The organism is Pelagicoccus sp. SDUM812003, assembly GCF_031127815.1.
Taxonomy (GTDB): Bacteria; Verrucomicrobiota; Verrucomicrobiia; order Opitutales; family Opitutaceae; genus Pelagicoccus.
In genome coordinates, this window is sequence record NZ_JARXHY010000021.1 from 21,869 (window position 1) to 34,035 (window position 12,167).

Annotated in this window: 11 protein-coding genes; all 11 read left to right on the forward strand. The window is 59.8% G+C overall.

The genetic code is table 11. From position 1 onward, the window contains the following. Window positions 1-68: 68 nt before the first annotated feature. The 11 genes from QEH54_RS20750 to uraH are packed head-to-tail and all read left to right on the forward strand — an operon-like array spanning window position 69 to window position 12,165. Entirely contained in the window at window positions 69-1,427 is a 1,359-nt protein-coding gene (locus QEH54_RS20750; RefSeq protein WP_309020636.1) for an amidohydrolase family protein, read from the forward strand. Next, entirely contained in the window at window positions 1,427-2,422 is a 996-nt protein-coding gene (locus QEH54_RS20755; protein ID WP_309020637.1) for an XdhC family protein, read from the forward strand. Before QEH54_RS20750 ends, QEH54_RS20755 begins: the two co-directional genes overlap by 1 nt. Further along, window positions 2,388-3,821: an FAD binding domain-containing protein gene (locus QEH54_RS20760; protein WP_309020638.1), complete on the forward strand. Its 1,434-nt coding sequence runs from the start codon at window positions 2,388-2,390 to the stop codon at window positions 3,819-3,821. Before QEH54_RS20755 ends, QEH54_RS20760 begins: the two co-directional genes overlap by 35 nt. After that, window positions 3,805-6,102 (forward strand): molybdopterin cofactor-binding domain-containing protein, encoded by a 2,298-nt coding sequence (locus QEH54_RS20765; protein ID WP_309020639.1) that lies wholly within the window; start codon window positions 3,805-3,807, stop codon window positions 6,100-6,102. Before QEH54_RS20760 ends, QEH54_RS20765 begins: the two co-directional genes overlap by 17 nt. Further along, a complete protein-coding gene (locus tag QEH54_RS20770) occupies window positions 6,099-7,304 on the forward strand; it encodes a urate hydroxylase PuuD (RefSeq protein WP_309020640.1) in 1,206 nt (401 codons plus the stop codon). The genes QEH54_RS20765 and QEH54_RS20770 overlap by 4 nt, the downstream gene beginning before the upstream one ends. A 12-nt stretch (window positions 7,305-7,316) precedes the next feature. Then, window positions 7,317-8,600, forward strand: a complete 1,284-nt coding sequence (locus QEH54_RS20775; RefSeq protein ID WP_309020641.1) for an alanine--glyoxylate aminotransferase family protein — start codon at window positions 7,317-7,319, stop codon at window positions 8,598-8,600. Window positions 8,601-8,637: 37 nt separating this feature from the next. Next, window positions 8,638-9,999, forward strand: a complete 1,362-nt coding sequence (locus tag QEH54_RS20780) for an amidohydrolase family protein (protein ID WP_309020642.1) — start codon at window positions 8,638-8,640, stop codon at window positions 9,997-9,999. 9 nt (window positions 10,000-10,008) lie between these two features. Then, window positions 10,009-10,386 (forward strand): cupin domain-containing protein, encoded by a 378-nt coding sequence (locus QEH54_RS20785; RefSeq protein ID WP_309020643.1) that lies wholly within the window; start codon window positions 10,009-10,011, stop codon window positions 10,384-10,386. After that, window positions 10,383-11,285 carry a DMT family transporter gene (locus tag QEH54_RS20790; RefSeq protein WP_309020644.1) on the forward strand — a complete coding sequence of 301 codons (903 nt, stop codon included), beginning with the start codon at window positions 10,383-10,385 and terminating at the stop codon, window positions 11,283-11,285. Before QEH54_RS20785 ends, QEH54_RS20790 begins: the two co-directional genes overlap by 4 nt. After that, on the forward strand, window positions 11,282-11,812 hold the full coding sequence (gene uraD, locus QEH54_RS20795; protein WP_309020645.1) for a 2-oxo-4-hydroxy-4-carboxy-5-ureidoimidazoline decarboxylase: 531 nt from the start codon (window positions 11,282-11,284) through the stop codon (window positions 11,810-11,812). Before QEH54_RS20790 ends, uraD begins: the two co-directional genes overlap by 4 nt. After that, window positions 11,809-12,165, forward strand: a complete 357-nt coding sequence (gene uraH, locus QEH54_RS20800; RefSeq protein ID WP_309020646.1) for a hydroxyisourate hydrolase — start codon at window positions 11,809-11,811, stop codon at window positions 12,163-12,165. Before uraD ends, uraH begins: the two co-directional genes overlap by 4 nt. Window positions 12,166-12,167: the final 2 nt, after the last annotated feature.

Sequence of the window (12,167 nt, forward strand, 5' to 3'; positions counted from 1 at the left end):
AACGAAGATTCGTGAAAGTTGGCGCTTAATCCGCTAAAGGCCTCAGGGCGACTCGCTACGCCTAACCTATGCTGGTCTTCTACAACGACGATTCCTTCCAAGTCCTGCGGGGACGATTCCTGAATCCGCAAACCGACACGCAGTGCCAATACCTGCGCGACGCCCTGCTGATCGGGGAACGCCGAGAGGACGGCTGCCGCATCGTGGACTTCGGCGACGCCACCTCGCTGGCCGAGCGCTACGGTTGGGACCTGGACCGGATCCCCTGCAATCCGGGGCTGATCCTGCCGCCGTTTTACGACTTGCATTTCCATTGGGTCCAAGACGACGTGCGCGATGCTCCCAAGGTCTCGCTGCTGGAATGGCTGGAGCGCTACACCTTTCCCGAAGAGGCGCGCTTCGCCGACGCGGACTACGCTGAAATCAAAGCGAAGGCCTTCTGGCGGCGCATCCACTCGCTCGGCACCGTGGGCGGTCTATGCTACAGCTCCATCCACGACGAAGCCCTCGATGCCGCCATGCGCCACGCGCCTGCGGGCTTTCACATCGGCGGCGTGCTCATGACCATGAACTGCCCAGCCCTGCTGCGACAGTCCAAGCAAGAGGCAATCGAAGCCGCGAAACGCGGGGCGGCTTCCTACGGCTCCCGCTACTGCGTCACCCCTCGCTTCGCTCCCACCACCCATCCCGAGGTGATGAAGGCAGGAGCTGGCATCGCCCGCGAAAACGATCTTTTCCAACAAACCCATCTCGACGAGACCCTGGCTGAAATCGATTGGGTGCTGGGCATTTACGAGGAGTTCGAAGGCTTTCAGGACGTGGGGAGCTACACCGAAATCTATCAACGCTGCGACATGCTCGGCCCCAAAACGGTCATGGGCCACGCCATTCATCTCTCGGAGGACGAGCTGGAGCTGCTCGCCCAGAGCGATACCGCGATCGCGTCCTGCCCGACCTCCAACGCTCCCACCGAGGTACGCGGACTGGGTTCCGGCTTGTTCAATTTTGAGCAAGTGGAAAGCGCGGGGATTCGCTGGGGACTGGCTTCCGACATTGGCGGAGGGCCCTACCTGTCCATGTTCGACGTGATCGACTCCTTCGTCAGCCAGAATCGAGAAGCGGGAAGGGACGGGGCCACCTACGCCAAAGCTCTCTACCGCTCGACGCTGGCCGGGGCCGAAATCCTGCAGGTGGCCGAAAGCAAAGGCAATTTCGCCCCTGGAAAGTCCTTCGACTGCATCCACTGCCCGCTTCCGGATACTGCGGCCCGCCTGAGCTCGGCGGAAACCCTTCTCCCGGTCCTCATCGCCCAAGCCTCCGCTCGCTCCCAGCGCGACGAGCTGGTGGAAACCACCGTGCTGGAGGGGAAGCAGGTCTTTTCCCGCCCCCAGCTCCTGCTCAGCCAAAGCAAAAGAGGAATCGCCTGATGCAAGACCTCTGGAGAAACGCTCGCGAAGAGCTGCGAGCCGGTCGGCGGGTATTCTTGGCTTTCGTGGCGCAAGCCCAAAACGGCTCTCCCGGCACCCCCAAAGCCCGCCTTCTGGTGAGAGAAGATGGCAGCCAAGTCGGTACCATCGGGGGCGGCATCATGGAAAAGCGACTGCTCGAGAGCGCGGTCAAAGCCCTGCGGCTCCAAGCCTGGTCCCCACGCTTGCAGCATCTCGAACACTCCGCCCTCTCGGACCACCCCTCCGGCCTGATCTGCGGAGGCCGCCAAACCAACGCGCTGGCGACCCTCACCCCCGATCGCGACCTCGCCACCGTCGCGGAAATCGTGCAGCGCATGGACGCCAGACAGGAAGGCGTCATCGAGCTCAATGCCCGCGGACTCGCCTTGCGGACCCGAACCCGCCAGCCCCGCTTCGCTTTTCTATTCCAGCAGGAAGCGGGAAGCTGGACCCTGCAGCTCAGCCTGCTCCCCGATCGACGCATCGCCATATTCGGAGCGGGCCACTGCGGACAAGCCCTAGCCCGCCAAATGCTTCGACTCGGCTTCGCCACCCGCTTGTTCGACGAGCGAAAGGACCTGCCCCTTTCACCCGAGCTGAAAGACGAAGCCGTTTCGCTCGGCGACACGCCTCACGCCTTCGTATCCAAGTTTGACGACTGGCGAGACACGCCCTCCGTCGTCATGACCCACTCCTACCCATCCGATCTCAGAGCACTGCTAGCGGTGATGCCGGAACGACCGAGCTTCCTCGGCCTGATGGGCAGCCCGCCAAAACTGGCCCGCATCTTCGCCGAGCTCCGACGGAACGGCATCCCAGAGGCGAGCATCAAGCGTCTCCAGGCGCCGGTCGGACTTCCCATCGGCAGCGACACGCCCGAGGAGATCGCAGTGAGCGTCTCCGCCCAGATTCTACTCAATCAACACACTTCCCGAACTCATGAGCAACACTTCGCAGATTACGCTGTTACTTAACGACGAACTCGTGACAGCTGATCTCCCACCGGGTCTCGTAGCTCTCGACTTTCTTCGCAAGCATCGCCAACTCACCGGCTCCAAAGAGGGCTGCAAGGAGGGGGATTGCGGAGCTTGTACCGCAATCGTGGGTACGCTCGAAGGAGAAGACGTCAACTACCAGCCCATGACCTCCTGCCTGCTTCCCATGGGAGAGCTGCACGGCAAGCACCTGGTGAGCATCGAGGGGCTCAACATGAGCCAGCTCTCGCCCGTGCAAGCAGCGATGGTGGATTGCGGGGGGACTCAGTGCGGATACTGCACACCTGGATTCATCGTAGCCATGACAGCTGGCTTGATGGACCCAGGCCTGCCTCTCGACGCAAAGGGTTGCGAGCGGGCTATCTCCGGAAACCTGTGCCGGTGCACTGGATACAGATCCATCAAGCAAGCCGGAGCGGACGCCATTCGGACCCTATCTCCCATGCTCGCTGGCAAGCCCCGCATCGAAGCCCTCTGCCAGGCGAACGCCCTGCCCGACTCCTTCCGAACCGTAGCGACGAAGCTCAAGTCGATAAAAAACGATTCGCCTTCGAGCCCTTCCTTCTCTCCACCCTTCGTCGCCGGAGGCACGGACCTGTACGTGCAGCAGGGCGAAACCCTCCCGGAAAAGCCGGTGCAACTGCTCAATCGCAAGCCCCCTCTCGAGCCCCAGTTCTTCGATGGCGCGCTGCGGCTGGACGCTCGCATGAGCTTCGAAGCCTTCGCCCGCCACCCGCTCGTGCAGGAAGCCATTCCGGAGATCCTTTCCTACAACGACCAAATCGCCAGCTGGCCCATCCGCACACGAGCCACCCTAGCGGGAAACATCTGCAACGCGTCGCCCATCGCGGACCTCACCTGCCTACTGCTGGCCTTGGAGGCGGAGCTCATCCTGCAAGGTCCGGATGGTCAGCGCGCCGTCCCCTTGAACCGCTTCTACCTCGGATACAAGAAACTGGCCAAACGAGCCGAAGAGATCGTCAGCCACATCAGCTTTCCGAAACCGGATCCCGACACGAAAGTCCATTGGGAAAAGGTATCCAAACGGCGGGTACTCGACATAGCGACAGTGAATGCCGCTATCAAGATCAAGGTCGTGAGCAACGAGATCCGAGACGTCCACCTGGCATTGGGCGGCGTCGCCCCGATCCCGCTCTATCTCGCAAAGACCAGCAAGTTCCTCCGTGGGAAAAGACTGGAGCTGCCTGTGGTCCTGCAAGCCCTGGAGCTCGCTCAAAGCGAGTTCGACCCGATTTCCGACGTGCGCGGATCTGGGGATTACAAGCGTTTGCTCGCTCGCCAGCTTCTCCTGGCCAATCTCACGCGCCTCTTCCCGGAAACCTTAAACTCCGATCGTATCCATGCGGCACTGCGATAGCGAACTCCACGTCACCGGCAAATCCGAATACGTCGACGACGTCGCTCCGCCCGCTGGCATGCTGCATGCGGCCGTCTTCGGATCCCCCGAAGCCCATGGAAACCTCGTCTCCATCGACGTTTCGGGAGCTCTGAAAACCGATGGAGTGGTATCTGTATTCACATTCTCAGACATTCCCGGAGAGCCCTACTTCGGGCCAGTGGCGCAGGACGAGCCGCTATTCGCGGACAAGAAAGTGCTGTTCCAAGGACAGCCTATCGCCTTGGTCGTGGCGACCAGCCACGAAGCGGCTCGCAAAGGCGTGACTCGCTGCAAGGCGGACATCGACGCGCTTCCAGCCATCACCTGCCCTCGCCAGGCCTTCGAGAATGGGGAGATCCACCAGGAGCTACGGACCTTCAACAAAGGAAACGTGGACGAGATCTGGGACCGCTGCGCCCATGTCTTCGAGGGTCGGATCGACCTCGCAGGCCAGGAGCATCTCTATCTGGAAACCAATCGCAGTCGGGCCATCCCCTTGGAGGACGGGCAGCTCAAGGTGTTCGCATCGACGCAAAGCCCCAGCGCCACCCAGAAAACCATCGCATCAGTGCTGGGCCTTCCCATGAACAAGGTCGAGGTTGACGTAAAACGCCTCGGGGGAGGCTTCGGAGGCAAAGAGGACCAGGCCACGCACTGGGCGGTCATGGCCTCCTTGGCAGCCTACGCCCTCAAAAAGCCGGTGCAGATCGTTCTCAGCCGTCCGGACGACATGCGCATGACCGGCAAGCGCCATCCCTACAAGCAAGACTACAAGATCGGCCTCGATCCCGAAGGACGCATCCTGGCGTATGAAGTGAGCCACTACCAGAACTCCGGCGCCTTCATGGACCTTTCCAATCCAGTTCTGGAGCGGACATGCATGCACTCCAGCAACGCCTACAGCATCCCGAACATTCGCATCCGCGCCGTGCCGTGCCGCACCAACCTCCCTTCCAACACCGCCTTTCGAGGCTTCGGCGGACCTCAGGGCATGTTTCCGCTGGAAGTCGCGATCGAAAAGGCGGCCGCTGGCCTTGGCGTACCCCCAGACTGGATACAAGAAAGAAACCTCGCCCGCGAGGGCTACGTCTTTCACTACGGACAAACGCTGGAGGACGATCGACTGAAACGCGCTTGGGACGAGGCCAAAGAAACCTTCGATCTCGCCTCGATTCGCGAGAGGATTCAAACCTACAATCAAAGCAACCCGCTCTCGAAAAAAGGCTTCGCCCTGATGCCGGTCTGTTTCGGTATCAGCTTCACCAAGACATTCCTCAACCAAGGCAGCAGCCTTGTTCACGTCTATACCGACGGAACCATAAACGTCACCACCGGGGGGATCGAGATGGGGCAAGGCGTCAGCTCCAACATGATCGCCATTTGCTCACGCGTCTTCGGCGTGAACCACAAGCGTATTCGCTGCAACAGTACAAACACCTCACGTATCGCCAACATCTCCCCCAGCGCCGCGAGCGCCACTAGCGACCTCAATGGAAACGCGACCATCATGGCCTGCGAGGAGATCCTGACTGGCATGAAAGCGGTCGCGGCAAAGGAGCTTTCCTGCGAGGCTGGGCAAATCAGCATCGTCGCCGAACGCGTGCGCGTCGATGGGCAGGAAACGGAACTCACCTGGGAACAGCTGGTTCTCAAAACCTACTTTTCCCGAGTCCAGCTCATGGCGCACGGATTCTACACGCCGCCTAACATCTCCTTCGATCCCATCGCTGGCTGGGGCAAGCCGTTTCACTACTACACCTACGGGACCTGTCTCGTCGAAGCTACCGTCGACTGTATCCGCGGCACGTATACGATCGATTCCGCCAAGCTGGTGCACGACCTGGGCCGCGGCATCATCCCATCGGTCGACCTGGGTCAGGTCGAAGGCGGACTGGCTCAAGGCATCGGATGGTTGACGCTGGAGGAGCTGGTGTTTTCAGACGAAGGCAAGCTGCTTTCCAACGCCCTCTCCACCTACAAATGCCCGGATGGGGATGCCTTGCCCGACGACATACAAGTCACGTTTCTGGAAAACGCGGACAATCCAGGCGGTCCCCTCGGCAGCAAGGCGGTGGGCGAACCTCCCTTCATGTACGGCATCGCCGCCTACTTCGCCATTCGCCGAGCCATCGAAGCGTTCGCTCCTCTCGAAGAAACGGAAACCCGCGCTCCCATGACCCCGGAGCAAACGCTGCTCAAGCTCTACCCGAACGGCCTCTCCTCTCTGATGCGAAACTCGAATCCCTCCTCCATTTCATGAGTCCAGAACTTATCGACTTCTTCAACATCACGCTCCGCTACGTGCACATCGTGGCGGCGATCATGTGGATCGGCAATTCCCTGCTCTTCACTTGGATGGAGATCAATCTACTGCAAAAGAAGGAGGACAAGGACCTGATCGGCTACATGGACATGCTGCACGGCGGTGGCGTTTTCCATCTGCAAAAACGTATCCTGAAACCGGATTCGATCCCCTCCCCGCTCCACTGGTTCTACTGGCAAAGCTACACGACCTGGCTCTCTGGATTCTTTCTTTTGGTGACCTACTTTTTCACTCGAGCGGATACCTTGATGATTGACCCGGCGAAAACCGACCTCTCCAGCGCCGGAGCCATCACCATCAGCCTGGCGGGTATCTTCGGCGGTTGGCTGCTCTACGATCTCTACTGGCGCAGCCCGCTGAAGAACTACCTGAAAACCGGAGCCGTGGTCTGGATCAGTCTGGTGGTGCTGTACGCGTGGGGGCTCGACTCCGTTTTCAACGGGAGAACGGTCTTCCTCCAAGTCGGCATGACCTTGGGCTCGTTCATGACGGCCAACGTGTTCTTCCACATCATCCCCAACCAGCGCCGTTTCATGAAGGCCCTGAGAGAGGGCAAGGAGCACAACCTAAACGTCGGCAAAGCGGCGAAGTTCCGGTCGTTGTCGAACCACTACATCACCTTCCCCGTCATCTTCCTCATGCTCAGCGGCCACTATCCATCGCTCTACGGCGGAGAGCGGCGGGTGCTGGTTCTTAGCGTCATCGTGCTCGGCTTGATCGTCATCAAGTACATGATGAACATTCGCAACACCTTCAAACCATGGCTGGCGGTGGCGGGAGCCACCTTTGCAGGCAGTGCATCCATCATCGCCGCCGCCATCTCCTTGCCGACTGGAAACGAGCCCGAACGCAGCGAACTGGCCATCAAAGGCGAGACCGTTTTCACCCAGACGGGTTGCAACGCTTGTCACCAGGGAGCCAATACAAGCATCGCTCCGAGCCTTGAAGGGATTTACGGCAGCCTGCGCCAGCTGGCCGATGGCAGCGAAGCGGTGGCGGACGAGGCCTACCTGAAGGAGTCCATCCTGCGAGCCCCGACAAGAGTCTCAAAAGGGTACGCCCCTGCCATGCCGGTCTACGAAAACGTACTAAGCCCAACTCAAGTCGAGCAGCTGGTCGCCTACTTGAAGGAACTCTAGTCCAAACCCCGAATGCAAACACACCCGCTTCTCAAGCAAATCAATCCACCTCCACGTCTCATGATGGGCCCCGGCCCTGTGAATGCGGACCCGCGCGTGCAACGAGCCATGTCGGCCGACCTGCTAGGTCAGTACGATCCGGCTATGACCTCCTACATGAACGAGCTCATGGCCCTCTACCGGGAGATCTTTCGATCCGACTACTGCTGGACCTTCGTCATCGACGGAACCAGTCGGGCGGCGATCGAGAGCGCTCTGGTCTCCCTCATCGAACCCGGAGACAAAGTTCTGGTGCCTGTATTCGGTCGCTTCGGGCACCTTCTGGCGGAAATCGCTTCCCGCTGCGGAGCGGAGGTGGTCACCCTTTCTCAGAAATGGGGCGAGGTCTTCGCTCCCGAGGAAATCGAAGCCGCCCTGGACCAGCATCGCCCGAAGCTGCTCGCCATCTGCCAGGGCGACACATCAACCACCATGAACCAGCCGTTGGCTGAGATCGGCAAGCTCTGCCACGAACGCGGCGTCATCAGCTACGTCGACGCCACCGCTTCCATCGCCGGGAACGAGCTGCTCATCGGCGAATGGAAGATCGATGTATGCACCGCAGGACTACAGAAATGCCTCGGCGGACCTTCCGGTTCCGGGCCAATCACCATCTCGAATCGAGCGGCCGACCTGATCAAGTCCCGCTGGCATGTGGAAAAAGGGATCGAACCCGCAGGCTACTCGCCGGGACCTCGTTCGCGCATTCAGAGCAACTACCTGGACCTGGCAATGGTCATGGCGTACTGGAGCCCTCAGCGACTCAATCACCATACGGAAGCGACCAGCATGCTCTACGGAGCTCGAGAATGCGCTCGCTGCATCCTCGAGGAGGGACTCGAGGCCGGCATCGCTCGGCACTGGCTAGCCAGCGAGGCCATGACCAGCGGATTGCAAGCCCTCGGCCTCAAGCTGTTCGGAAACCAGAGCCAAAAGATGTCAAATGTCACCGGAGTCTACATACCGGACGCCGTCGATGGCGAGGCGGTGCGTCGCGACATGCTGCACCACTTCGGAGTGGAGATCGGCACCTCGTTTGGGCCGCTTCACGGCAAGATCTGGCGTATCGGCGCCATGGGATACAACGCTCGCAAGGATGCCGTTCTTCGCACCCTCAACGCTCTGTCGTCCTGTTTGCGCCTTCACGGATACCAGGTACCCGAGCAGGACGCCGCTCTGGCCGCTCTCGAAGTCTACGCCGCCTCCGAATCAGCCCCCGCCGATATAGAGGTTTCTCCCGCTTCCGAAACGAAGTGAGCGCATCCACCCTCCCTCACACACTTCCGATCACCTCATGCTTCAGCACGGCTCACTGCTCATAGAAAACATCGACTACCTCGTCACGGCCAACGAATCGCAAGACGTTCTGACCGACGCCTGGCTTGTCATCGAAAACGGTGTGATCACCGAGGTCGGCTCCGGACGCGAGCAGCCGAGTATCAATATTTCCGCTACACTCTCTGGGAAAGGAAAGATCGCCACACCCGGTTTCATAAACACCCACCATCATCTCTATCAGAACATGGCTCGGGCCTACACGCCGGGCAACAACCTCCCGCTGCTTCCTTGGCTGTCTCATATGAACAAGCTGTGGAAGGGGTTCAGGGAAGACGATCTCCACGCCTGCAGCTTGTTGGGAATCGCGGAGCTCATGCTTAGCGGAGCGTCAACTATCGCCGACCATCACTACGTTTTCCCCGCAGGAGCGAAAGACATGATCCCCGCCCAATTCCGGGCCGCCGAAACCATGGGTGTCCGTTTCCACGCCAGCCGCGGATCCATGGACCTGCATTCCGAGCTGATCTCCGAATGGGCTCTACAGGATGGAGAGACCATTCTGAGCGAGACGGAGTCGCTGATAAAGACCTACCACGACGCTTCGCGCGGCAGCTGGCGACAAATCATCGTGGCTCCTTGCGCCGCCACTTCCTGCTCGCAAGGACTGCTTCGCGACAGCGCCTTTCTCGCACGGAAATACCAGACCGGGCTGCACACCCACTGCGGCGAAACGATCGAGGAGAATTCGTTTTCCCTGGAAAAATTCGGCCGCCGCCCGCTGGACTACTTGCTGGATTGCGGTTGGGACTACGATCGGGCCTGGCTCGCTCATGGCATTCACTTCGACGATCGCGAGCTCGCCCTGCTCGCCGAATGCGGCATCGGCGTGGCCCATTGCCCAAACGCCAACATGCGCCTAGGCTCCGGGATCTGTCGCGTGCCGGAACTGATCCAGCTCGGCATCAAGGTCGGGGTGGGCGTCGACGGCAGCGCTTCGAACGATTCGGGACATATGCTCGCCGAGCTGCGTCAAGCCCTGTACCTCGCCCGCGTGCGCTACGGAGCCGAGGCGATGAGCCCGCTCGACGCTATCGATCTAGGCACATGGAGAGCCGCCGAAGTGATGGGGCGATACGATATCGGTCGTATCCAAAAAGGATACTGTGGAGACGTGGCGCTTTTCCCCACAGAGGATCTGTATTCAAACGCCGCAGAAAACCCCGTCGACGCCTTGCTCATCTGCCACGCTCGCCAAGTCAGCGAACTTGTCGTGGCTGGACAACTACGCATATCCAATGGGGAGTTTCTCGACATCGATCTGGCCCGGATTCAGAGCGATCACCAACAACGAGCCCTGCGCGTCAGAGCCTCAGCCTAGCGAAGCCACGTGAACATCGTAACCATAAGGAACTGCCCGGAATCCATCGCTCCCGATCTCGCGGTCGCGAAGGAATTCATGTCGCCTCGCGTATCAGGCCTGGCAAACTTAAGCATTGCGGAAATCACCATTCCTCCGGGAGTGACCATCAAGAAGCACTACCATCGGGAAAGCGAGGAGGTCTATCAGGTCGTCTCGGGATCGGGAGTGATGTTTTTGGACGGAGAATCAAAAGCGCTGCACAGCGGACAATCCGTCGCCATCAAGGTTGGACAATGGCATCGCATCGCAAATCCAAGCGATCGGCCGTTGGTGATGATCGTGACTTGCTCGCCGCCCTGGCGGGCGGAGGACCAGGTCTTCGAGGAGGGGCCTGAGGAAACGTGAATCAGGCCCTAGCGAATCCGAAATCACGAGGAGCTGCCTTGGTCCTCCTTGCGGGCGTCTGCTGGGGCTTTCATGGCGTTCTGATAAAGTTCGCCTACGCCATGGGCGCGTCCTTCATGGAGGTGTTTCTCTCCGAGGGCATCGTCGCGAGCGTCGTATTCGCTTTTCTGTTACGTCGTTCAAAGTCGGTCCAGCTTCCTCAATCGGCTAAGGAATGGGCCTGGCTCGCTTTAGCCGGCGTTACCTCTCTCGGCGTCGGCAGCTTTCTGTTTCTATCGTTTAGCCTGGGTCCAGTAGCGATCGGAGCTACGCTGCTCTTTCTCTACCTGCCACAAATCTACCTGTTCTCGATTCTGAGCTCGCGCCACGCGTTTCGATGGAGCCAGTTGGCATCGGTCATCATTCTGCTACTTGGAGCCGCTATCGCCACCGACGCCCTATCCGTTTTCCAAGGACTCGAGTCAAAAGGAGCCTTGCTAGCAGGATTCGCCGCTTCGGTCTGCTACGCGACGATCTTTCTCATCACCCCTCGCATCAGCCAGCATTCCTCCGCCACCTTCCGCTCGCTCTTCCTATCGCTGGCGAACGTGCTCGGCAGCCTGCTGGTGCTTTCGAGCCTGCCCATCACTCGCGGAGAAATCAGCAGCGAGCCCATCTCCTTCGTCGCTCTAGCGCTTGTATTGGGATTCGTGGGACAGGCCATACCGATCATTGCGATGATGAAAGGCATCCCGCTGGCGGGCTCCAGCCTTTCCGGCGTGCTTGCTTCCACAGAGCTTCCGATCGCAGTGATCTCTTCTGCCCTCATCCTCGACGAAGCCATCACGCTCCAGCGAGGAGCAGGGGTGGTTTTGGTTTTTCTCGGCATCGTTCTCTTCAACCTTCGTTCCTCCAAATGAGCCGGATCTCACTCGCTGAACTCAACGCCCTGCCAGGCCCGGAGTACCTCTTTCGCTTAGGCGAACTCTACGAATACTCCCCCTGGGTGGTGGAGGAATCCTGCGGCCGGCGGCCCTTCGCTAGCCTGAAAGCCATGCAAGCCACGCTGGAAAGCATCATCTACGGAGCCACCCAAGCGGAGCAGCTTTCCCTTTTGCGAGCCCACCCGGACCTAGCGGCCAAGATAGAGCAGGTCGCTTCACTGACCGAATTTTCGCGCGGCGAGCAAACCCGAGCTGGGTTCGCGGAGCTCCCGGCGGCCCAGCTTAAGGAGCTGCGATTCAAGCTCGAAGCCTACCGCGAACGCTTTGCACACCCGTTTATCCTTTGCGTGAGCGAGCACAACGCTAGCGAAACGCTGCCGATACTGGGCGCTCGCCTGGAAGCTTCGATCGATTCCGAGCGCATCGCCTGCCTTGCTCAAGTGGCCCGAATCGGCTGGCACCGCCTGAGCAAACTTGTAACCACCGAACCCCTACAATCATGAGCGGAAAACTGAGCACACACGTCCTCGACAACTACCACGGAAGACCGGCCCAAGGCGTCTATTGGAAACTCTCGCGACTCTCCGCAGAGAATCAATGGGAGGAAATGAGCGAGGGACAGACCAACGCCGACGGTCGCACCGACGGGCCCTTGCTCGCAGACGGGGCTCTGACCACCGGTCGATACCGCTTGAGTTTCAAAATCGACCACTACTACGCCGACTCCAAAGTCCCTCTTCCTTCGACTCCGTTCCTCGACGTCATTTCCATCGAAGTCAATTTGCAGGCGGGTGAACGCTACCATGTGCCATTGCTCATGACTCCTTGGAGCTATTCAACCTACCGGGGAAGCTAACC